The following is a 21,139-nucleotide window of genomic DNA, read 5'->3' on the forward strand; positions in this document are numbered from 1 at the left end:
GGGGGATGACAGGCGTGCCGCAGCAGAGCGATCCGGACTCGTTGGAGCACGTGGCGGGCAAGGTGGAAGTCCTGCACGATCACTTCAAGGACTCCAAGGCCAAGATGACCGGGGTGACGGGGCAGAACCCGTTCGGCGAGATCAAGCACCCCGACACCCGCCCCGGCGAGCCGCACCCCTCGGAGCACGCGGTACAGGCGCTCGGGAATTTCAAGGACCGGATGCACAGCCAGTTCGACGCGGCGGCGGACCTGATGAAGTCCTCGGGCGGCGCGCTGCGCGAGGCGGCGAAGGCGTTGCGCGAAGCCGATAACGCGGCGAAGGACAGCCTGACCGTCAAGGACGGAAGTCTGGACACATGAGTGCCAAGGCTGAGTTTCCGCCGAACTGGCAGGACGTCGAGTCGAAGACGCAGCAGGTGGAGAAGGTCAACCCGGCGCAGATCCAGGGCGTCGCCGACCAGTTCCAGCAGGCGTCGAAGGACTCCGCGGACCACACGGTGGCGCTGCGCAACGCGACGGCCGGCCTCGGCGGCGGCACCTGGACCGGCCCGTCCGCCGACGCGTTCTTCGACTACGTGAAGAAGATCGGGGACGCCGGCCAGAAGGTGAACGACCACCTCGACGAGGTCGCCACCGAACTGGGCAACCTGCAGTCGTTCCTAGACCGCACCCAGAAGGAGGTGCAGCAGCTCCGGGACGACGCGCACACCAAGATCGACGGGCTGAACAAGGACGCGCAGGCGAAGGCCGACGCGGCGCAGGCGCAGCTGGACGCGGCCAACGCGCACAAGGACGGCGCCACCATGCCCGCCCAGACCCCGGACGCGATCATCGCGTCGAACCTCGAGGTCACCACGGGCATCGCGAACGACGCGCAGAGCCAGATCGGCGGCAAGCTCGACGCGGCGAACCAGGAGATCCAGCGCGTGATGGGCCTGGTGCAGAAGGACGTCGAGGGCGGCTACTCCTCGGTCCCGCCGCTGGGCACGGCACCGGCCGCGGCGCACAGCACCGGCGGGCTGACCGGCGGCGGCTCGCACCACTCCAGCGGCGGCGGTTCCGGTGGGGGCGGCGGCGGTGCCGGCGGCCTCGGCTCCAGCGGTGGCCCGCCCACGAGCGCGCCGCCGGGCAACGTGCAGCAGTGGATCGACGAGGCGATCAAGGAGCTGCAGGCGGCGGGCGTGAACGTGACCGAGGCCGACGTCAAGAACATCTGGGCGATCATCCAGCACGAGTCGGGCGGCAACCCGAACGCCATCAACCTGTGGGACTCCAACGCGCAGGCCGGGCACCCGTCCAAGGGGCTCATGCAGTGCATCGACTCGACCTTCAACGCCAACAAACTGCCAGGGCACGACAACATCTACAACCCGGTGGACAACATCATCGCCGGTGTCCGCTACACGATCGGCCGCTACGGCAGCATCGCGAACACGCCGGGCCTGGCGTCGATGTCGCATGGCGGCGGGTACGTCGGTTACTGATTACGCACAATGCCGCCCGGGTGACTCAGCGCACCACTTAACCTGGGATGCATGGTCGATATCGCGGCGTTCCCAGGTCCGGCTAGGCGCGCGGAGGTAGCGCCGTTCCACGTGATGGAAGTGCTTTCCGCGGCGGAGGCGCGGCAGCGCACCCACGGAGACGTGATCTCCCTCGCCGCCGGGCAGCCGACGGCGGGGGCACCGGCGCCGGTCGTCGCGGCGGCGGAAAGGGCGCTGCGGGAACAGAACCTCGGGTACACGGTGCAGCTGGGCATCCCGGAACTGCGCGAGGCGATCGCGGGGCACTACGAGCACCGGTACGGGCTGGACGTCAGCCCCGAGGACGTCATCGTGACCACCGGTTCCTCCGGTGGCTTCCTGTTGTCGTTCCTCGGTGCCTTCGACGCGGGCGACCGTGTCGCGATGGCGCGGCCCGGCTACCCGGCGTACCGGAACCTGTTGACGGCACTGGGTTGTGAGGTCGTCGAGTTCGCCACCGACGAGAGCACCCGCTTCCAGCCGACCGTCGAACTGCTCGACGAGCTCGGCCCGCTGTCCGGGCTGGTGGTGGCGAGCCCGACGAACCCGGCGGGCACCGTGCTACCGCCGGGCGAGCTGGCCGCGATCGCGGGCTGGTGCTCGAGCCGCGGCGTGCAGCTGATCAGCGACGAGATCTACCACGGCATTTCGTACGACACCGAGCTCGGCTGCGCGTGGCAGAGCTCGCCGGAGTCGATCGTGCTCGGTTCGTTCTCGAAGTACTTCGCGATGACCGGCTGGCGGCTGGGCTGGATGCTCGTGCCGCGCAGGCTGCACCGGGCGGTGGACGTGCTGACCGGCAACCTGAACATCTGCGCCCCGGCGATCGCGCAGCACGCGGCCGTGGCGGCGTTCGAGCCGGAGTCCTACAAGGAACTCGACGGGCACGTCGCGCACTACCGCGCGAACCGGGACCTGCTGCTGGACGGCCTGCGCGGGATCGGGCTGGACAGGGTGGCACCCGTGGACGGTGCTTTCTACGCCTACGTGGACGTTTCCGAGCACACCGTGGACAGTCTCAGCTGGTGCCAGCGCCTGCTCGCCGACACCGGGCTGGCCATCACCCCGGGCATCGACTTCGACCCGGTCGACGGCGGGAAGTTCGTCCGGTTCTCGTTCGCCGGTGCCGCGGCCGAGGTCGAGGAAGGCGTGCGGCGGCTCGGCGGCTGGCTCCGCTCAGGGGGAACCCCGGCTTTCCCCTGAACGTTGGCCAGAACACGAGCTTCGTTGGCCAGGACCTGGCAACCTTGCTCTAGCGGGCCGGATGGTCCGCGACGCAACACCGGAGGGATGCCATGTTCTGGAAGATCGTCGGGGCACTCATCGTCGCCTGGCTGGCGTTCATGGTGATCGGATCGGTGATCGGCTTCCTGCTCAAGGCCGTCGTCTGGATCGCCATCATCGGGGGTGCGGTCTTCCTCGGCACCGCAGCCTACGGCGCCATCAAGAACCGCAACGAGCCGAAACGGCTGCGCTAAAGGAGCGCCTGCGCCGCTTCGACGCCGAGCCATCGGTGCGCGTGCAGCCCCACCGCGCGCGCACCATCCACATTGGACTGCCGGTCGTCGAAGAACAGGCACTCGCCCGCCTCGGCACCGAGGCGGGCGAGCAGCAGTTCGAAGATCTTCGCGTCCGGTTTGGCCACGCCGACGTCCCCGGAGAACACCCGCACGCGGAAGTGCTCCGCCCACGCCTGTTTCTCCGCGTAACGCGCGAAGGACGACGGGGCGTTGGAAAGCAGCGCCAGTGCGGCTCCGGCGTCGTCCAGCGCGGCGAGTAGTTCCCGCGACTCCGGCCGCACGTTCGACCAGCCCGCGATGTCGATCTCGGTCAGTCTGTCCGAAGTGGACTGATCGACGGACACGCCGAGCGCGGCGCCGATCGCGCTCCAGTACTCCAGGTCCGTGGCGCCGCGGTCGTAGACGTCGCGCCTGCCCCAGTACTCCGGCTCGAACCGGGCGAGTTCGACTCCGAGCGTGGTGGCCAGCGCCGGCAGCTCTTCGTTGCGACCGCAGATCACTTCGCCGTAGTCGAAAACGACCCAGTTGGTCACGGATGGCCCCCAGCCTTGATCCGGCGCAACGCTTCGTCGATGTCGTCGAGCGACAGGTCCCGGTGCGTGATGAACCGTACCTTCCCGGCCATCGGCAGTGCCAGCACGCCGAGCGCGCGCAGGGACTCCAGCGTGACCGAAATGTCCGCCACGCGGGCGAGCAGGATATTGGTCTCCGGGGCGTTGACCTCCCACCCCAGTTCGACCAGTCCCGCCGCGAGCCTGCGGGACTTTTCGTGGTCCTGCTCCAGGTCGGCGATGCGGTCGAGCGCGACGAGGCCCGCCGCGGCGAGTATGCCGCCCTGCCGCACGCCGCCGCCGAGCATCTGCCGCATCCGGCGGGCGCGCTCGACGAAATTCACACTCCCCGCGACCACCGAACCGACGGGGGCGCCGAGGCCCTTGCTGAAGCAGGCCGAAACCGTGTCCACCCCGACGGTCAGCGCCGCGGGCGGCAGCCCGAGCGCCGTCGCCGCGTGCCAGATCCGGGCGCCGTCGAGGTGCACGCGCAGTCCGGCCTGCCGCGCGGTGGACAGCAGCTGGGCGTGCTCGTGCGGCGGGGTCACCGCGCCACCGGCGGCGTTGTGCGTGTTTTCCAAGCACAGCAGGGTGGTGCGCAGCGCGTAGTACGGGCCGCCGCGCGCGCCGATGGCGGCGGAAAGCGTTTCCGGGGTGGGCCTGCCGGGGCCGGCGTCGTGCTCCAGCGGCTCCGGCATCCCGCCGGCGAGCCAGGCCGCCGTGCCCAGTTCGTTGTTGAGCACGTGCGCGCCCTTCGGCGCGAGGAACCTGTCGCCGCGCTGCAGGTGCACACTGAGCGCGATGAGGTTGGCCATCGTCCCGCTCGGGGTCCACAGCGCCGCCGGCATGCCGAGCACCGCGGCCGCGCGCTCCTCGAGGGCCCTGATCGTGGGATCGACGTCGATAACGTTGTCCGCCACCTCCGCCGACGCCATCGCTCTCCGCATCGTTTCATCCGGCCGGGTGACAGTGTCCGAGCGGAAATCGAGCGTGGCGCCGTCGTTAGAGGTCACGAGGAGATCACATCACACGAAATAGTTGATCTACAACCCGCTATGCAACCGTAAAGTGCGCACCTTCCGTCTAACAGGAGAGACGTTCGGGAGGCCGGTGGACGAGCACGGGGAACGCCAGTTCGCGGAGTACTTCGCTGCCAAGCGGGACTCCGTGCGCCGGACCGCGTACCTGCTGTGCGGTGACTGGCATCGGGCGGACGATCTCGCGCAGACGGCGTTCGTCGCGCTGCACCGGCGGTGGCACAAGATCCGCGACCGCGACGCGACCGACGCCTACCTGCGGAAAACGCTGATCAGGGCCTCGATCGACGAATCGCGGCGGCCGTGGCGAAGGGAGCAGCAGACCGAACGGCTGCCCGAGCCGGAGCCGACCGGGGTGCGGTTGGACGAGCAGGTCGCCACGCGCGCCGACCTGATGGCCGGGCTGCGCGAGGTGCCGCCGAAGCAGCGCGCGGTGCTGGTGCTGCGCTACTTCGAGGGCCTGGACGTGGCCGGGGTCGCGAAAGTGCTCGGCTGCAGCGAAGGAAACGTGAAGAGCCAGACGGCCCGCGGGCTGGCGCATCTGCGCACGGCACTCGGCGAGGAGGTGGAGACGCATGGATGAGAAGGAGCTGGCCGAGCTGTTCCGGTCCGCGCCCGGCGAGCCACCGGCGCCGAGGTTCAGCCTCGACTCGGTGAAGAGCGGCTCCGCCCGCGCCAAGGCGCGCCGCAACCAGTTCGCGCTGCTCGTGACAACCTGCCTGGTCCTGCTGCTCGGCACTGCCGGGGTCGTCGGTTTGACCTACTTTCGGGGTGGGGAGTCGTCCTCCGCGCAACCCGCGAACGCGCCGGAACGTCCTCCAGGCATCCTCTCCGCTCCGTCGGCCTCGCAGGGAACCGCCGGAACCGGAGAGGACGGCCATTCGGCCGACAGCACCTCCGGGTGCGACAAGGTCGACCGGGAGCTCGCCACTGCCCTCGCTGGCGAGCTTCCGGCGACCGGCAGGACCGGGCCGTTCCCCGGTCAGGTCTGTGTGACGGGCGCCCGCTCGGCCGAGTTCCACGTGCAGCAGGGGTTCGTCACGGCGGCATTGATCCCGCGTGGGACGGCCGTCCCGGCCGCGTCCGAGCCCGGCAGCGCCGTCGCTCAGCAGAGGGCCGCGATCAGCGGCGGCACGATCGTGGTGATCAGCGTCCCCGGCCCCGGCGGCACGGCCCCACTGGCCGACCAGCTGACCCGCATCGCGGCGGACCTGGCGGCTCATTTCTAAACTCCAGGCATGACCGCAGCCAGCACGCCCAAAGGCGAGCGAAGGCGCTCCGCGTTGATCGAAGCCGCCGCAGCACTGCTCGCCGAGGGCGGGTTCGACGCGATCCGGCACCGCGCCGTCGCCGAGCGGGCCGGGCTGCCGCTGGCGTCCACCACCTACTACTTCGACTCCCTCGACGACCTGATCACCGCGGCCGCAGGGCACAAGGGCCGCGCGGAGCTGGACGAGGGCTGGGCCCAGCTCGCCGAGCTGAGCACCGAGCACCGGGACCGCGAGGCGGTGGTCGAGCTGGTGCTGGACCAGCTGCTCGGCGTGGACACCCGGTACGAAGCCGTGTTGCTGCGCTACGAACAGCTGGTCGCCACCGGCAGGCGGCCGTACCTGCGGCCGCTGATGCGCGCCATGCAAGGCGAGTTCCACGAACTGCTCGCCGAGATCTTCCGCCGCTCCGACGTGCCGATCGACGAACACCGGCTGAAGGAACTGATCGCGTTGGTCGACGGGGCCGTGGTCAACGCGCTGATCGAGGTGGACCCGGATCCGCGCGCGGCCGCCCGCGCGATGTTGCGCCGGGCACTGCCCGCCGACCAACCCCAGCAGGGTTGACCACGGGCCGTCTACGCTTGGGCCGTGACGCAGAAGCCCAGCATCCCGAACGTCCTCGCCACCCGCTACGCCTCGCCGGAGCTGGTCGCGCTCTGGTCCCCGGAGCGCAAGGTGACCCTCGAGCGCGAGCTGTGGCTGGCCGTGCTGCGGGCACAGCAGGAGCTGGGCGTGGAGGTGGAAGACGGCGTCATCGCCGACTACGAGCGCGTGCTCGACCAGGTCGACCTGGCCTCCATCGCCGAACGCGAACGTGTCACCCGGCATGACGTGAAAGCCCGCATCGAGGAGTTCAACGCGCTCGCCGGGCACGAGCACGTGCACAAGGGCATGACCTCGCGTGACCTCACCGAGAACGTCGAGCAGCTGCAGATCCGGCGTTCGCTCGAACTCATGCGCGGCCGGGTCGCCACCGTGCTCGCTCGGCTGGCGGCGCTCGCCGTCGAGCATGCGGACCTCGTGATGGCGGGCCGCTCGCACAACGTGGCGGCACAGGCGACAACGCTGGGCAAGCGGTTCGCGACCGCCGCCGACGAGCTGCTGGTGGCCTTCGAGCGCCTCGACGAGCTGATCGGCCGCTACCCGCTGCGCGGCATCAAGGGCCCGGTCGGCACCGCGCAGGACATGCTCGACCTGCTCGGCGATCAGTCCACTTTGGACCTGCTGGAGCGGCGGATCGCCGAGCACCTCGGCTTCCACCGCACGTTCACCAGCGTCGGCCAGGTCTACCCGCGGTCGCTGGACTTCGATGTGCTCTCCACGCTGGTGCAGCTGGCCGCGGCCCCGTCGAGCCTGGCCAAGACGATCCGGCTGATGGCAGGGAACGAGCTGGTCACCGAAGGCTTCAAGCCGGGGCAGGTCGGCTCGTCGGCCATGCCGCACAAGATGAACACGCGGTCCTGCGAGCGGGTCAACGGGCTGGCCGTGGTGCTGCGCGGGCACCTGTCGATGATCGGCGAGCTGGCCGGCGACCAGTGGAACGAGGGCGACGTGTCCGACTCCGTGGTCCGCCGGGTCGCCTTGCCGGACGCCTTCTTTGCGCTCGACGGGCTGATCGAGACTTTCCTGACGGTGCTGAACGAGTTCGGCGCGTTCCCCGCCGTGGTCGCGCGCGAGCTGGACAGGTACCTGCCGTTCCTCGGCACGACGAAGGTGCTGATGGCGGCTGTCCGCGCGGGCGTGGGCCGCGAAACGGCGCACGAGGCGATCAAGGAGAACGCCGTCGCGGCCGCACTGGCGCTGCGGGAACAGGGCCTGACCGAGAACGACCTGCTCGACAGGCTCGCCGCGGACGAGCGGCTACCGCTGAGCCGGGAGGACCTGGACGGCCTGCTGGCGGACAGGCTTTCGTTCACCGGCGTGGCCCCTTCGCAGGTCACCGCGGTCGCGAAGCAGGTCGAGCACGTGCTGACCCGCTTCCCGGAGGCCACGAACTACGTGCCGGAGCCGATCCTGTAGCGACTGTTCGGCTCGCGGGTGCTGTGAGTTCAACGTGAGGTCACACTCGGCTGTCTCAATGAGGTCATGGCTGCCCGTCTGCTGGTCTCGTTGTCCGGCATCGGTCCCCGGACACTCCATCGATGTGCCGACCTAGCCGCCGAGCTGGACCGGCGCGAAGTCCCGTTGTCGCTGCTGTTCGCGCCGCGCACGGAGAGGACGCCCGCCGTCGACGAATGGATCCGCACCCGTCAGGACAAGGGTGACGGACTGCTGTTGCACGGTTCCGACCATCAGGTCACGCCGTCGCACCGGCCGCATTTCGGCCGTCGCGCCGAGTTCGCGGCGCTGCCCGCGCACGAAGCGCGGCTCCGGCTGATCGCCGCGCAGGCCGCGCTGGAGCAGGCCGGGCTCACCGCCGACGGCTTCGCACCGCCACGCTGGCTGGCGTCGCGTGGCACGCTGGATGCCTTGCGCGGGCAGGGTTTCCGGCTCTGCGCGAGCCTCACCGCCGTGCACAACCTGCGCACCGGCGCGTTGCATCGCGCCAGGGTGCAGGAGTTTTCGAGCCAGCAGCGCACCGAAACCGTGCGTTGCTTCGCGCTGGTGCTCGCCGCCGCCCGGATCGCCAAACGCGGCGGGCTCGTGCGGCTCGGCGTGCACGCTCCCGACCTCGCCAGGCCCGGCCTCCGGCAGGCCTTGCTCGACGCCGTGGACGTCTCGCTGGAGAACCGGGCCTTCGGCGCGACCTACGAAACCTTCTCGAACTCGCCCCTCGCGGCGACGCGGACCTCGGTGCCCTCCGGCGCCAGGTTGGTGAACAACCCGTAGTGCAGCGCCGGGTTCGCGAGGACCGCCTCGTGGATCGGCACCGCGAGCCGCGGTGAGACGGCGCGCAGGAAGTCGACCGCTTCGCCGGCCTTGAGCCAGGGCGCCCCGGTCGGCAGGCCGAGCACGTCCACCTTCTGCTCCGGCACGTGGAACGAGTCGCCGGGGTGGTAGAAGGCGCCGTGGCCGAACAGGAACCCGACGTTCGGGATGACCGGGATGTCCTGGTGGATCACCGCGTGCTGGCCGCCGACGGCGTGCACCGCGGTGCCGCCGATCTCCAGCGCGTCGCCGGGCCGGGCGACCTGGAACTCCAGGCCCAGCTTGGCCACCGTCTCCTCGGTGCCGGGGTCGACGATCAGCTTCGCGTCCGGGTTCGCCTTCAGCAGGCCCGGCAGCCGCTCGGCGTCGATGTGGTCGAAGTGCTGGTGGGTGATGAAGACCGCGGACAGCTCGCGCTCTTTCTCGAACCCTTCGGAGAACGCGCCGGGGTCGAGCAGGATCCGCTCGCCGTCGGTCTCCAGCAGCACACAGGCGTGTCCATAGTGGACAATGCGCATCGTGGTTCACTCCTCGTGCAGATGACCAGGTCAGCGTAGGCCCGCGAGCAGAGACTCGCCAAGATCGCTCCGGCGGTATCGCACCTGAAGTCCGGTACGGGTCGCCGTGAGTATGCCCACGTCGCGCAGCGCGGTGAGGTGCTCGGAGACGGTGCCGGCCGAGAGCCCGAGCCGCCGCGCGAGCGCCGTCGTGCCGGCCGGTTCGTCAAGCGCCACAAGCAAAGCCGCCTTGGTCCGGCCGAGGACGGCGGCGAGCCGGGCGTCGGGTTTCCGCTCGGCCGCCCACAGCCGGGCGACCCCTCGCGCCGGGTACAGCAGCGCGGGCTGCCACGGTTCGAGCAACATCACTCCGACGCGTGGCCACGCGAAGGTGCAGGGGATGAGCAGGAGCCCGCGTTCGTCGATGCGCCCGCGGGCGCGGCTGCGGCTCTCGACCAGCAGCGAGTCGCCTGCCAGCCGGACGCGCGGGCTCAACTCGTTGAGCACCAACGCTGTTCCGCCCTCGGCGAGACGCCGCGAGCGGTACGCGATGTCGTCCGTCAGCACCGCGCGCATCCGGGTCCAGTGCGGCGCGACGAGTTCCGACCACACGATGGCCATTTCCTCGGCCAGCCGGTCACGCGCGAGTCCGGGATCCGCCGGGAGTTCCGCCAGATCGGCGTCGACCATGGCCAGTTCGGCGGCGACCTGGGCGGGCGGGGTCCGGCGGATCGCGGCGAGCTGGAGCTCGGCGGTGGTTTCCGGGCTGTCCGGCGGCGGGCTGAGGAAATCGGTGATGTAGTGCCGCGCGGACAGCACCCGGCGCAGCCCGTCGATCGGCAACCGCGCCGCCGTTCGCCGGGCACCGTCGAGCCAGGGCAGGTACGCGGGGTGGCCGCGCAGGCCGAGCACCACCTGCACCGCACCCAGCGCCTCCTCCAGCGGGGAGATGGCGAACCGGATCCGGTGGGTGCCCGGCGCGGTCAGCTCGAGCTCGATCATGTGGCGTCTCTTTCGGCTATTTCCGAAATAGTACGACCGCGGGCGGCTGTGGAGAAGCGTCGAGGGCATGGCGCTCACCCGCGAGTACTGGCACTGGTCGGCCGGGATCCAGCTGGCCAGGCTGCCGGCGACGATGGCACCGCTCGCCTTCACGCTGCTGACCACCGCGATCACCGGGTCCTACCGGCTGGGCGGGGTGATGATGGCCGTGTTCGTGGCCGCCGAACTGCTCGGCGCGGTCCCGTCCGGCCGGTTGCTCGACCGGCTCGGCCGGGCGCGCGGCCTCGTGCTCCTGCTGACCTGCGCGGGCGGCACGCTCGCGGCCATCGCCGCCGCGGCGTGGGCCGGGTTGGCGGGACCGGTGCTGCTCGCGCTCGTCGTCCTGCCGGGCGCGATCACCGGCGGCCTTTCCGGCGGATTCCGTTCCCTGCTGCCCGGCACGATTCCGGCGGACGCGTTGCCGCGCGCGGTGTCCGTGGACGCGATGCTCATGGAGGGTGTGCTGATCGCCGGGCCGCTGCTGGTGTCGGTGTGCGGGCTCGCGAGCGCGCTGCTCCCGCTCGGCGTGATGGCGGCGGCCTATCTCGGGTCGGCGATCTTGGTGCCACACAAGGAAGTCGAGCTCGAACGCGCCGGTGCCCGGCTGCCGATCGGGCCCGCGGCCCGCTGGCTCGCCTGCCAGTTCGCGATCGGCCACCTGCTCTCGACGATCGAGGTCGCACCGCTGCCGCTGGTGCAGCGGCTCGGCGCCGCGCCGGGAACCGCCGGGCTCGTCATCGCCGTGCTCAGCGGCGCCAGCATCGTGGGCAGCGCGCTCTACGCCTGGCGCGCGCCGCGCTGGGCGCCCATCCGCCAGGCGACTCTTCTGCTCTGCGGGTTCGTCGTCAGCGGATGCCTAGTCGCCGCGAACCTCGGCTGGGCGGGGCTGCTCATCGGCGCGGCATTGCTCGGCTGCTGCACCGGGCCGCTGGTCACCGTCGCTTCGGTGCAGTTGCAGCGCTTGCTGCCGGAAGGCCGTCGCGCGGAAGGCTTCTCGCTTTCGTTCGCCGTCCAGGGCACGGGGTTCGCGCTCGGCTCGCTGAGCCTCGGCCTGCTGCCGCTGTGGGCTGCTCCTTTGCTCGGGGTGGTGAGCTCGGCCACGGCTTGTGTCATGCTGTCCGTACTGACCAGTAGGGAGGCGCAGCATGACCGCGGTGGAGCCCAAGCCGGCAGTGCACCAGGAGACCTTCGACTCGCTGAACCCGGCAACGGATGAGGTCGTCGGCAGCTATCCCGTGCACACCGGGGAGCAGGTCCGGGAAGCCGTCGACCGGGCGAAGAAGGCCGGGCAGTGGTGGGCTTCGCTCGGCTTCGACGGGCGGGCGGAGCGCCTTCGCCGGTGGAACGCGGTGCTGTCCCGCCGGATGCCCGAGTTGATCGACGTCGTCTGCCGCGAGACCGGCAAACCGCGCGGCGACGCGCAGCTGGAAATCGTCCTGGCGATCGAACACGTCGCGTGGGCTGGCAAGCACGCGCGCAAGGTCCTCGGCCGCAAGCGCCGGTCCGCCGGGCTGCTGCTCAGCAACCACACCGCCAGCGTGGAGTATCTCCCGCTCGGCGTGGTCGGCGTGATCGGGCCGTGGAACTACCCGGTGTTCACGCCGATGGGTTCCCTCACCTACGCGCTCGCGGCGGGCAACTCCGTGGTGTTCAAGCCCAGCGAGTACACGCCCGGCGTCGGGAAGTGGCTCGTCGACACCTTCGCCGAGGTGGTCCCGGAGCAGCCGGTGTTCCAGCTGATCACCGGTTTCGGCGCGACGGGCGCGGCGCTCGTTTCCGCCGGGGTCGACAAGATCGCCTTCACCGGTTCGACGGCCACCGGCAAGAAGATCATGGCCGCGGCGGCGGAAACCCTGACCCCGGTGGTGATCGAGGCCGGGGGCAAGGACGCGCTGCTGGTCGACGACGACGCGGACGTGGACGCGGCGGCCGACGCCGCGGTCTGGGGCGCGTTCTCCAACTCGGGCCAGACCTGCATCGGCGTCGAGCGGGTCTACGTGCACGAGCGGGTGTACGACTCGTTCCTCGGCAAGGTGGTGGCGTTGACCGAGAAGGTCAAGCCGGGCACCGAGTACGGCCCGATGACCATGCCTTCGCAGCTGGACGTCGTGCGGCGGCACATCGCCGACGCGCTCGCCAAGGGCGGCCGGGCGCTGACCGGCGGCAAGGACGCGGTCGGCGACCGGTTCGTGGAGCCGACGGTGCTGGTCGACGTCCCGGAGGACTCCGAGGCGGTGCGCGAGGAGACCTTCGGCCCGACCATGACGGTCGCCAAGGTCAAGGACATGGACGAGGCCGTGGAGAAGGCGAACGCGACCAGCTACGGCTTGGGCTCGACGGTGTTCTCCAAGCACAACGGGCAGCGCATCGCCGAGCGGCTGCGCTCGGGGATGACCTCGATCAACGCGCCGTTCTCGTTCGCCGGGGTGGCCACGCTGCCGTTCGGCGGGGTCGGGGATTCGGGCTTCGGCCGGATCCACGGTCCGGAGGGGCTGCGCGAGTTCGCCAGGACGAAGGCGGTGGCGCGGCAGCGGTTCACCGTGCCGATCCAGCTGACGTCGTTCTCCCGCACGGAGAAGACGGATCAGCTGGTCAGCCGCCTGATCAAGACACTGCACGGGCGCGGCAAGGGCTGAGTCGTCCGATATTTCGGACGAGGCGGGGTATGTTTTCCCCATGCCCCGCCTCGTGCCCGCCGTGCTGCGCGCGGCTGACGTCCTCGAGCTGTTCCTCGGCACCGAGCCCAGCCTGTCCGCCGCGCAGATCACGGCGCGGCTCGACCTCCCGCGCTCCACTGTGCACGAGTTGCTGACCACGCTCGTCGCGCGCCGGTACCTGGACAAGCAGGCAGGCGAGGAGACCATGTACCGGCTGGGCCCGGTGCTGCTCGAACTGGGCTCGCGTTACCAGCAGCGGCTGGAGTTCGCCGCCGAAGCCGACACCGTCGCGCGCTCGGTCGCGGCACAGTGCGGGGAAACCGTGCACGTGGGTGTGCTCGACGGGCTCGACGTGGTCTATGTGTCCAAAATAGACTCGACACATTCGGTGCGGCTGATCTCCGAGGTCGGCGTCCGGCTCCCGGCGCACTGCACGGCGGTGGGCAAGGTGCTGCTCGCGGGGCTGCCGGAGGCAGAGCTGACCGCGGCGCTGAAAGGACACAAGCTCGCGGCCCTCACCGAGCGCAGTATCACCTCGCGCTCGGTTTTGCTGGCACAGCTGAAAGAAGTGCGCGCGAACGGGAAAGCGAGCGAACGCAGCGAGTCCAATGTGGACGCCGGTTGCGTGGCAGCGCCCGTGGTGGACGCGAGCGGCTCCTGGGTCGCGGCGATGAGTATTTCGATCCCGACGTCCCGGCATTCCGACGAATCCTGGGCCCGCTGGGAGAAGCTCGTGCGCGAAGGGGCTGCGGAGCTTTCGGCCCGGCTGGGCGGAAAGCTCTAGCCTTTCGGGCGCCAGCCCGACGCCCAGGCGTCGAGCCGGGTGAGCGTTTTGAGCAAGGACTTTCCTTGTGCGGTAAGGCCATAGCCCGCGTCGGCGTGTTCGACGAGGTCCGCTTCGCCGAGTTCACGCAGCCTGTCCGCGAGCACGCTGGACGAGATGCCGCCGCACTGCTGCTGGAGCTCGCGGAAGGTCGGAGCCGCGCCGTCACGTAACTCCCACAGCACGCGCAACGCCCAGCGCCTGCCGAGGAGATCGAGCAGGGCCATGATCGGGCGGCCGGTTTCCGAGCCGCGGACCCGCCTGCCGGGCAACGGGGTGGAGTGCTTCGCCATTGCTTTCCTTTCCGAAGCAGCAAGGCTACCGTACCCGGCATGCCTCTGAAATCGAAGCAGCCTCGGATCCAGCCGCTCGAGCCACCGTACGACGAGGAGACCGGCGCCGCGCTCGACCTGCTCGGGCCGCCGATCCAGCTGTTCCGCGTGTGGGCCCGGCGGCCCGAACTCGCCCGCGGCGTCGCGAGTTGGGGGCAGTATTACTTCTCCCGCCGTGCCACGCTCACGCTCCGGCAGCGGGAACTGGTCATCGACCGGACCACGGCGTTGTGCGGCGCCGACTACGAGTGGAGCGTGCACATCGCCACCTTCGCCGAAAAGGCGCAGCTCAGCGCCGCGCAGATCAGCTCACTCGCGACCGGCGGCCCGGCGGACGACTGCTGGGACACGGCCGACCGCGCGGTGCTTCAAGCGGTCGACGAACTCCACGCGACTTACGACCTCGCCGACGAGACCTGGGCGAACCTCGTGACCGCCATCGGCGAGGACGCCACGCTCGACGTGCTCCTAGTCTGCGGCTGGTACCACGCGATTTCCTTCACCGTCCGAGCATTACGGCTGCCCCGGAACCCGCCTAGCTCTTTGTCCCTCTGAACTGCCAGTCTTCCGCGAAGAGGTCGAACCGCGCGGCTTGGAACGGGTGTTCGGCGATGAAGTCGGTGTCCAGTTCCACGCCGAGGCCCGGGCCTTCCGGCAGCGGGAAGTACCCGTCCACCACAGCGGGCAGGCCTGGCGCCGCCCGCTTCACGTGCTCATCGGCGAAATCGTTGAAGTGCTCCTGGATCTTGAAGTTCGGCGTGGTCGCGGCCAGGTGCAGGTTCGCCGCGGTCAGCACCGGGCCGCCCACGTTGTGCGGCGCGACGAGCACGAAGTGGGTCTCCGCGGTCGCCGCGAGCTTGCGTGTTTCGGCGATGCCGCCGAGGTGCCCGATGTCGGGCTGGATCACGTCCGCCGCCTGCAGTTCGAACAGTTCGCGGAACTCGGCGCGGTCGTGGATCCGCTCGCCGGTGGCGATCGGGATGTCCACGTGGTCCGCGACCTTGTTCAGTGCCTTGAGGTTCTCCGGCGGCACGGGTTCTTCGAGCCAGCCGGGGTCGAACTCCGCGAGCGAGCGGGCGACGCGCACCGCCTCCGCCGGGGCGAACCGGCCGTGCATCTCGACCAGGATCTCCACATCGGGGCCCACCGCGTCGCGCACCGCGGCCACCAGGTCGGCCGAGCGGCGGAGTTCCTCCCGCGAAAGCTCCCACTGCCCTGGCCCGAACGGGTCGAACTTCAGCGCCCGGTACCCGCGTTCAACGACCCGGCGGGCGGCCGCGTGGAACTCGCCGGGCTCGCGTTCGACGGTGTACCAGCCGTTGGCGTAGGCCTTGATCTTCTCCCGCACCTTGCCGCCGAGCAGCCGCCAGACCGGCTGCCCCAGCGCCTTGCCGACGATGTCCCAGCACGCCATCTCGACACAACCGATGCCGGACATGACGATCTCGCCCGCGCGCCCGTAATCCCCGCGCTTCATGCGCTGTACCAAGGACTCGATGTCGAACGGATCCGAGCCGACGACGTGCCGCGGGACGGCTTCGGCGAGATATCCGCGCAGGGCTTCGGTGTGTCCGAGCATCCGCGTCTCGCCGACGCCGGTCAGACCCTCGTCGGTGTGCACGCGGACGAAGGTCAGGTCCCGCCACGGGGTGCCGAGCACGAACGTCTCGACCCTGCTGATCTTCACACCAGCTCCTCGACGGCGGCCGGCACCGCGAGGTCCGCGGCGGGCAGCGTGGAACCGACCGCGTCCGGCGCGTAGCGGTGCAACAGCTCCAGTCCGATCTCCGCGCGGCGCACGCGCTCCCGCGACAACGCGACCGCTGTCGGGGTCAGATGCGTGCCGCTGGGGTAGATGTTCGGCGCGTTCCGCAGCCCGAACTTGAGGTACACCGGCGCCGCGACCCGCACGATCTCGGCGATCTCGAAATGCCGCACGAACCCGCCGAGGTCGTCCGGGGCTTCGAGGTAGACGTCCAGCGGGATGTCGATCGCCGCGCGGATGGCGGCGAGCTGGGCGAGGCTCAGGTCGGTGGGCACGTTGTAGGTGTCGGCCCCGGTCTGTTCCGCGATCCGCACGGACGCCGGGTTCGCCAGCCCCATCTGCACGCTGATCTTGAACCGCAGGTCCGGCGGCAGCTCACCGGCCTCGCGCATCCTGGCCGCCACCGTGAGCACGCCGAGGTCGGTGATCAGCACGCTGCGGATCCCGGCGTCGGCGGTGCGGCGGATGTCCTCGAGGACGTGCACGAGCTGCTCCGTCCCGCGCGCCTGCGCCGCGAAGAAGCCGCCCGCGCTCGCGACCGAAGCGGCCCCGGTGTCCCAGGCCGCGACGGGCCGGGCGAACAGGCTCACCTCCACCGACCGCGCCCTGGCGAACCGGCCGATCGTGGCCAGCTCCCGCCGGGTGAGCAACATCCCACCGCTGCCCTGCGAGACGCGGTGCACGACGACCCCGCGCGCGTCGGCCTCGGTGTAGACGGCTTCGAGCGCCTCGGGCCCCTCCACGCTCGGGATTTCCACCCGGTACTGGGCGCCGTCGGGGAAGCGCTTCGTGCTGGTGGGTGCCTCGGCCGGGTCACCGCCCGGCAGTCCGAGAGAGCGCAGGAAGTCTCGTGTCCGTTGCACCGGCACACCGCCTCGTTCGATATTTCGGACGATATTCGTGATCTCAGACGAGAGTAAGGAGGCTCACGGCGGCGGTCAAGGCGCGGCCCGACAGCGTTGATAAACTCCGGAGGTACCGCCTACCTGCGAAGACATGGGAGCGCCCACCGTGGCCCGAGTCGTGGTCGACGTCATGCCCAAGCCCGAGATCCTGGACCCGCAAGGCCAAGCTGTGGCAGGCGCGCTGCCGCGCCTCGGTTTCACCGGCGTTTCCCAGGTCCGGCAGGGCAAGCATTTCGAGTTGGAGGTCGACGACTCGGTCGACGACGAGACACTCGCCAAGATCGCCGAGGGCTTCCTCGCGAACCCGGTGATCGAGGAGTGGACCGTGCGGAGGGTCTCGTGAAGATCGGGGTCATCACCTTCCCCGGCACGCTGGACGACGCCGACGCCGCCCGCGCCGCCGAGTACGCCGACGCCGAGGCCGTGTCCCTCTGGCACGCGGACGAGGACCTGCACGGAGTCGACGCCGTGATCGTGCCCGGCGGGTTCTCCTACGGGGACTACCTGCGTTGCGGCGCGATCGCCCGGTTCGCCCCGGTGATGAACTCGGTGATCGAGGCCGCGGGCAAGGGCATGCCGGTGCTCGGCATCTGCAACGGCTTCCAGATCCTCTGCGAGGCCGGCCTGCTGCCCGGCGCCTTGGTGCGCAACGAAAAGCTGCACTTCGTCTGCCGTGACCAGTGGCTGCGCGTGGAGAACAACACCACGGCGTGGACCACGCGGTACGAGAAGGGCGCCGAGGTGCTCATCCCGCTGAAGTCCGGCGAGGGCGGCTACATGGCCGATCAGTCCACTTTGGACGAGCTGGAGGGCGAAGGCCGCGTGGTCTTCCGCTACGTTGGCGGGAACCCGAACGGCTCGCGCAACGACATCGCGGGCATCACCAGCGCCGACGGCCGCGTCGTCGGCCTGATGCCGCACCCGGAGCACGCGATCGACGCGCTCACGGGCCCTTCCGACGACGGGCTCGGCATGTTCTTCTCGGCCGTCGACGCGCTGGTCGCCAGCGCCTGAAGCGAACGGCGGCGGCTCACACCGCCGCCGCTCCCGCCGCCACCAGCGAGGCGTAGGAACCGCCGCGCCGCAACAGTTCTTCGTGCCCGCCGAGTTCGGTGACGCGCCCGTCCTCCAGCACGGCGACGCGGTCCGCGGCCGCCGCCGTGTGCAGCCGGTGCGCGATCGCGATCACCGTCCGGCCCGCGAGCACCCCGTTCAACGAACGCTCCAGCGCCCGCGCCGACGACGTGTCCAACAGCGAGGTCGCCTCGTCGAGCACGACCGTGTGCGGGTCGGCCAGCACCACGCGGGCCAGCGCGAGCTGTTGCGCGATGGCGGCCGGAACGGCCCGCGCTCCGGCGCCGAGCCGGGTTTCCAGGCCGTCCGGCAGCGCGGCGAACCAGTCCCGCAGCCCCACGGATTGCAGCGCTGCCACCAATTCCCGGTCGGTCCACTCGCCTGCGGGCAACGTCAGGTTCGCCCGCAGGGTGCCCGCGAACACGTGGTGCTCCTGCGTCAGTAACAGCACCTCGCCGCGCAGGACGTCCTCCGCCAGCCGCGACACCTCCGCGCCGCCGATGGTGACCGAACCCGCGCCCGGCGTGGCGACGCCCGCGATCAGCCTGCCCAGCGTGGACTTGCCCGCACCGGACGGGCCGACGATCGCCAGCCGCTCACCGGGAGGCACGCGGAGGTCGATGCCGTGCAACACCTCGCGCTCCGCCGAGTAGCCGTACCGCACGCCGCGCACCACGATCTCCCTGCCGCGTGGCGTACCCGAGCCCGAAGCCGGTGGCGCGCCGCGCACGCCCAGCACGCGCCGCAGCGCCGTGCCGGAAACCTGCACGTCCTCCATCCACCACAGCACTTCCTCCAGCGGCCCGCCGAGCGCCTGCATGTACACGACCATCGTGGTGAGCGTGCCCAGCCCGACCAGTCCGTGCGGGTACGCCCACGCGCCGATCAGGAGGATCACCGCTATCGGCAGCACCTGTGCCAGCTGCACGCACGGCAGCCACCGCATGGTCAGCGTCCGCAGCCTGAACTCCCAGGCCACCGCCCTGTCGACCGTGCGATTTCCCCGTGCGATCCGGGTTTCGACCAGGCCGAGCGCCTCCGCCGTGCGCGCGCCGTCGGCCGTTTCGTGGATCCCGGTCTGCACGTCCGCCCACGCGTCGAGCATCGGCTCCACAGTGGACGGAACGCGCCGCCAGTACCAGCGGAACGACAGCACGACCATCGGCAACCCGGGCAGCAGGCCCAGCGACAGCAACGGCGAGGTCAGCACCATCGCGACCAGCGTCAGCAGCACCGTCACGGCCGCGACCAGGATCTCCGGCGCGGCATTGCGCACCGCGTGGTCGATCCTGTCCGCGTCCGTGGTCGCGCGGCTGAGCAGGTCGCCGGTGCCCGCGGCCTCGACGGTGCCCAGCGGCAACCGCAGCGCCTGCCCGACGAACCCCTCCCTGGTCTCGGCCAGCACCTGCTCGCCCAGCATCCCGGAGCGCACCCGCGCTGTCCGCTTGAGCGCCGCCTGCGCCACGAGCAGCAGGACGAACAAGGCAGCCAGCAGCTCGATGTTCGCGTGGCCCGCGGCCACCGAGTCGACCAGCTCGCCCAGGATCTGCGGCCCGGCCAGCCCGGCGATCGCGGCCAGCCCGTACAGAACCAGCACGAGCACGCACGAACGCCGATGGGTGCGCCACGTTTCCCGCGCCCAGCCACGCGCCCGCTTCGGCGTGGCCAGCGGCAGCTTCACCGGCATGTGATCACCTCATCCGCCGCCAAGGTCCACAATGGACTCTCCGTGAACACCACGGTGGTGCGCCCGCGCCGCAGCTCCGCGATGCGCTCGGTGATCCGCGCCTCGGTGTGCGTGTCCACCGCCGAGGTCGGCTCGTCGAGCAACAACGTGTCCGCGTCCAGCGCCAGCGCACGGGCCAGGCTCAGCCGCTGACGCTGTCCGCCGGACACCTCGCGACCACGCTCACCGATCAGTTCGTCCAGCCCGTCCGGGAAACCCGCCACGATGTCCCCGGCATCGGCCGCCCACAATGCTTCTTCCGCCCGCTGTGACGGAACCAGCTGATCCCGCAACGCGCCGGAGAACCACAGGTCCTGGTTGTGCGCGTAGACCACCCGCGACCGCAGCTCGGGCAGCGCCACGTGCTCCGCCGGCACGCCGGACACCAGCACCCGCTGGCCGGGCTTCGCGTCGGCGAACCTCGCCATCCGCTCCGCCAGCGCCTCGGCACCGGACCCGGCGTCGATCACGGTCAGCTTGCCCGCCACCGCGGTGAACCCGGTCTCGGTGTCGTGCAGTTCCAGCGGGCCTTCCGGCAACGCCACCGGTTCGGCCGGTTCGGCCAGCGAGGGCCGCAGCGACAGCACGCCACAGACCTTGCGCGCCGACACGATCGCCGACGTGAACGCGTCGGTGGCTTCCGTCGCCGTGCTCACGGGGATCACCAGGAACGCCGCCGCCGCATAGAACGTGACCAGCTCACCGACCCCGATCGAGCCCGCCACCACCAGCCGCGCGCCGAGCCAGGTGATCAACACCGTGACCAGGCCCGGCAACAGCACCTCAGCCCCGCTCAGCCACGACTCACTGCGCGCGACCTCCACACCCGCGCGCCGCACCCGCTGGCTCGCGTCGCGAAACCGGCGCAGGAAATGCCTTTCCCCGCCGATGCCACGCAGGATCCGCAGCCCGGACACGATGTCCGCGCCGATCGCGTTCACTTCGGACAGCTCCTCACGCTGCTCGGCCTTGCGGCGCTGCAGCGGCTCGATCAGCTTTCCCATACCCAGCACCGCGAGCGGCACGCCGACCATCGCGACCGCGCCCAGCAGCGGTGAGAAGAACAGCAGGACCACGCTCACCGTGAGGAAGGACACGACGGACCCCGCCAGCCGCCCGACGATCTCGAACGCGTTCCCGATCCGCGCGATGTCGCTGGAGGAAATGGCCATCACGTCACCGGTCGCGGCCTGCGCACGCAGCGAAGCGCCGAGTCGCGCGGTGTGTTCGGCGACGATCCGCTGCGTGGCGGACGCGCCGTAGACCCACGCGCCGTGCGCCGCGTACAGCAGGCAGGTACCCAATCCCGCGTGCGCCAGCCCGAGCACCGCGACCAACGCCACCTCGGCCGCGACGTTTTCGTGCGCCCCGATCGCGGCGACCGTGTTTCCGATCACCACCGGCAGGAACGCGCCGGGCAGCAGCCAGATCGCGCCCAGCACACAGGAGGCCACGGCCAGTTGAGGCCGGGCCCAGAACAGGGTGCTGAGATAGCGCACCGGGGTCAGCCGGGACGGCAGGCGCATGCTGAAAACGGTAGGAACCCG

24 protein-coding genes are annotated in these 21,139 nt (G+C 70.5%); 15 read left to right on the forward strand and 9 right to left on the reverse strand.

Annotation, left to right across the window (positions count from 1 at the left end; translation table 11 throughout):
- Positions 1–5 precede the first annotated feature (5 nt).
- The 4 genes from FPZ12_RS15030 (at position 6) to FPZ12_RS15045 (ending at position 3,003) form a co-directional block, all read left to right on the forward strand.
- Positions 6–362: a hypothetical protein gene (locus FPZ12_RS15030; protein ID WP_144747138.1), complete on the forward strand. Its 357-nt coding sequence runs from the start codon at positions 6–8 to the stop codon at positions 360–362.
- Positions 359–1,486, forward strand: a complete 1,128-nt coding sequence (locus FPZ12_RS15035; RefSeq protein ID WP_144747137.1) for a transglycosylase SLT domain-containing protein — start codon at positions 359–361, stop codon at positions 1,484–1,486. Before FPZ12_RS15030 ends, FPZ12_RS15035 begins: the two co-directional genes overlap by 4 nt.
- Positions 1,487–1,537: 51 nt before the next feature.
- Positions 1,538–2,728: an aminotransferase class I/II-fold pyridoxal phosphate-dependent enzyme gene (locus tag FPZ12_RS15040; protein WP_144747136.1), complete on the forward strand. Its 1,191-nt coding sequence runs from the start codon at positions 1,538–1,540 to the stop codon at positions 2,726–2,728.
- 92 nt (positions 2,729–2,820) lie between these two features.
- Positions 2,821–3,003: a hypothetical protein gene (locus tag FPZ12_RS15045; RefSeq protein ID WP_144747135.1), complete on the forward strand. Its 183-nt coding sequence runs from the start codon at positions 2,821–2,823 to the stop codon at positions 3,001–3,003.
- On the opposite strand, the gene FPZ12_RS15050 is transcribed toward FPZ12_RS15045, so the two are convergent.
- Both FPZ12_RS15050 and FPZ12_RS15055 read right to left on the reverse strand, forming a co-directional pair.
- Positions 3,000–3,578 carry an HAD-IA family hydrolase gene (locus FPZ12_RS15050; RefSeq protein WP_144747134.1) on the reverse strand — a complete coding sequence of 193 codons (579 nt, stop codon included), beginning with the start codon at positions 3,576–3,578 and terminating at the stop codon, positions 3,000–3,002. The genes FPZ12_RS15045 and FPZ12_RS15050 overlap by 4 nt on opposite strands.
- Positions 3,575–4,609 (reverse strand): threonine aldolase family protein, encoded by a 1,035-nt coding sequence (locus tag FPZ12_RS15055; protein WP_144747133.1) that lies wholly within the window; start codon positions 4,607–4,609, stop codon positions 3,575–3,577. The genes FPZ12_RS15050 and FPZ12_RS15055 overlap by 4 nt, the downstream gene beginning before the upstream one ends.
- A gap of 97 nt (positions 4,610–4,706) precedes the next feature.
- Between FPZ12_RS15055 and FPZ12_RS15060 the strand changes: the two genes are divergently transcribed.
- From FPZ12_RS15060 to FPZ12_RS15080, 5 genes are all read left to right on the forward strand, one after another.
- On the forward strand, positions 4,707–5,216 hold the full coding sequence (locus tag FPZ12_RS15060; RefSeq protein WP_144747132.1) for a SigE family RNA polymerase sigma factor: 510 nt from the start codon (positions 4,707–4,709) through the stop codon (positions 5,214–5,216).
- Entirely contained in the window at positions 5,209–5,862 is a 654-nt protein-coding gene (locus FPZ12_RS15065) for a hypothetical protein (RefSeq protein WP_144747131.1), read from the forward strand. Before FPZ12_RS15060 ends, FPZ12_RS15065 begins: the two co-directional genes overlap by 8 nt.
- A 9-nt stretch (positions 5,863–5,871) precedes the next feature.
- Positions 5,872–6,468 carry a TetR/AcrR family transcriptional regulator gene (locus FPZ12_RS15070; RefSeq protein WP_144747130.1) on the forward strand — a complete coding sequence of 199 codons (597 nt, stop codon included), beginning with the start codon at positions 5,872–5,874 and terminating at the stop codon, positions 6,466–6,468.
- 24 nt (positions 6,469–6,492) lie between these two features.
- Positions 6,493–7,923: an adenylosuccinate lyase gene (gene purB / locus FPZ12_RS15075; protein WP_144747129.1), complete on the forward strand. Its 1,431-nt coding sequence runs from the start codon at positions 6,493–6,495 to the stop codon at positions 7,921–7,923.
- Positions 7,924–7,989: 66 nt separating this feature from the next.
- On the forward strand, positions 7,990–8,733 hold the full coding sequence (locus FPZ12_RS15080) for a DUF2334 domain-containing protein (RefSeq protein WP_208025852.1): 744 nt from the start codon (positions 7,990–7,992) through the stop codon (positions 8,731–8,733).
- Here the strand turns inward: FPZ12_RS15080 and FPZ12_RS15085 are convergent.
- Positions 8,652–9,290, reverse strand: a complete 639-nt coding sequence (locus FPZ12_RS15085; RefSeq protein ID WP_144747128.1) for an MBL fold metallo-hydrolase — start codon at positions 9,288–9,290, stop codon at positions 8,652–8,654. The genes FPZ12_RS15080 and FPZ12_RS15085 overlap by 82 nt on opposite strands.
- Before the next feature lie 30 nt (positions 9,291–9,320).
- Positions 9,321–10,271: an ArsR/SmtB family transcription factor gene (locus tag FPZ12_RS15090; RefSeq protein WP_144747127.1), complete on the reverse strand. Its 951-nt coding sequence runs from the start codon at positions 10,269–10,271 to the stop codon at positions 9,321–9,323.
- Between the two features lie 67 nt (positions 10,272–10,338).
- On the opposite strand from FPZ12_RS15090, the gene FPZ12_RS15095 reads away from it, so the two are divergent.
- From FPZ12_RS15095 to FPZ12_RS15105, 3 genes are read left to right on the forward strand one after another with little or no spacing between them, the layout of a single operon-like run.
- Complete coding sequence (locus FPZ12_RS15095) at positions 10,339–11,526, forward strand: MFS transporter (RefSeq protein ID WP_243769853.1); 1,188 nt, start codon at positions 10,339–10,341, stop codon at positions 11,524–11,526.
- The gene (locus FPZ12_RS15100) at positions 11,456–12,946 is read left to right on the forward strand and encodes an aldehyde dehydrogenase family protein (RefSeq protein ID WP_144747126.1); all 1,491 of its coding nucleotides are present in this window, start codon (positions 11,456–11,458) and stop codon (positions 12,944–12,946) included. The genes FPZ12_RS15095 and FPZ12_RS15100 overlap by 71 nt, the downstream gene beginning before the upstream one ends.
- Positions 12,947–12,986: 40 nt before the next feature.
- Entirely contained in the window at positions 12,987–13,751 is a 765-nt protein-coding gene (locus tag FPZ12_RS15105) for an IclR family transcriptional regulator (RefSeq protein ID WP_144747125.1), read from the forward strand.
- On the opposite strand, the gene FPZ12_RS15110 is transcribed toward FPZ12_RS15105, so the two are convergent.
- Positions 13,748–14,083 carry a winged helix-turn-helix transcriptional regulator gene (locus FPZ12_RS15110; RefSeq protein ID WP_243769854.1) on the reverse strand — a complete coding sequence of 112 codons (336 nt, stop codon included), beginning with the start codon at positions 14,081–14,083 and terminating at the stop codon, positions 13,748–13,750. The two genes, FPZ12_RS15105 and FPZ12_RS15110, sit on opposite strands and share 4 nt — an antisense overlap.
- A 39-nt stretch (positions 14,084–14,122) precedes the next feature.
- Between FPZ12_RS15110 and FPZ12_RS15115 the strand changes: the two genes are divergently transcribed.
- Positions 14,123–14,677, forward strand: a complete 555-nt coding sequence (locus tag FPZ12_RS15115) for a carboxymuconolactone decarboxylase family protein (protein WP_144747124.1) — start codon at positions 14,123–14,125, stop codon at positions 14,675–14,677.
- Here FPZ12_RS15115 and FPZ12_RS15120 read toward each other — a convergent pair.
- Together FPZ12_RS15120 and FPZ12_RS15125 are read right to left on the reverse strand one after the other, a co-directional pair.
- Complete coding sequence (locus tag FPZ12_RS15120; protein ID WP_144747123.1) at positions 14,658–15,809, reverse strand: mandelate racemase/muconate lactonizing enzyme family protein; 1,152 nt, start codon at positions 15,807–15,809, stop codon at positions 14,658–14,660. The genes FPZ12_RS15115 and FPZ12_RS15120 overlap by 20 nt on opposite strands.
- Entirely contained in the window at positions 15,806–16,750 is a 945-nt protein-coding gene (locus tag FPZ12_RS15125; protein ID WP_144747122.1) for a U32 family peptidase, read from the reverse strand. Before FPZ12_RS15125 ends, FPZ12_RS15120 begins: the two co-directional genes overlap by 4 nt.
- A gap of 148 nt (positions 16,751–16,898) precedes the next feature.
- Between FPZ12_RS15125 and purS the strand changes: the two genes are divergently transcribed.
- Positions 16,899–17,135 (forward strand): phosphoribosylformylglycinamidine synthase subunit PurS, encoded by a 237-nt coding sequence (gene purS, locus FPZ12_RS15130; protein WP_144747183.1) that lies wholly within the window; start codon positions 16,899–16,901, stop codon positions 17,133–17,135.
- The gene (purQ, locus tag FPZ12_RS15135) at positions 17,132–17,806 is read left to right on the forward strand and encodes a phosphoribosylformylglycinamidine synthase subunit PurQ (RefSeq protein WP_144747121.1); all 675 of its coding nucleotides are present in this window, start codon (positions 17,132–17,134) and stop codon (positions 17,804–17,806) included. The genes purS and purQ overlap by 4 nt, the downstream gene beginning before the upstream one ends.
- Positions 17,807–17,822: 16 nt before the next feature.
- Here the strand turns inward: purQ and FPZ12_RS15140 are convergent, their stop codons facing one another.
- Positions 17,823–19,553 (reverse strand): ABC transporter ATP-binding protein, encoded by a 1,731-nt coding sequence (locus FPZ12_RS15140; protein ID WP_144747120.1) that lies wholly within the window; start codon positions 19,551–19,553, stop codon positions 17,823–17,825.
- Positions 19,544–21,118: an ABC transporter transmembrane domain-containing protein gene (locus FPZ12_RS15145; RefSeq protein ID WP_144747119.1), complete on the reverse strand. Its 1,575-nt coding sequence runs from the start codon at positions 21,116–21,118 to the stop codon at positions 19,544–19,546. The genes FPZ12_RS15140 and FPZ12_RS15145 overlap by 10 nt, the downstream gene beginning before the upstream one ends.
- Between the last annotated feature and the right edge of the window lie 21 nt (positions 21,119–21,139).

The sequence above is a fragment of the Amycolatopsis acidicola genome, assembly GCF_007713735.2.
Classification (GTDB): Bacteria; Actinomycetota; Actinomycetes; order Mycobacteriales; family Pseudonocardiaceae; genus Amycolatopsis_E; species Amycolatopsis_E acidicola.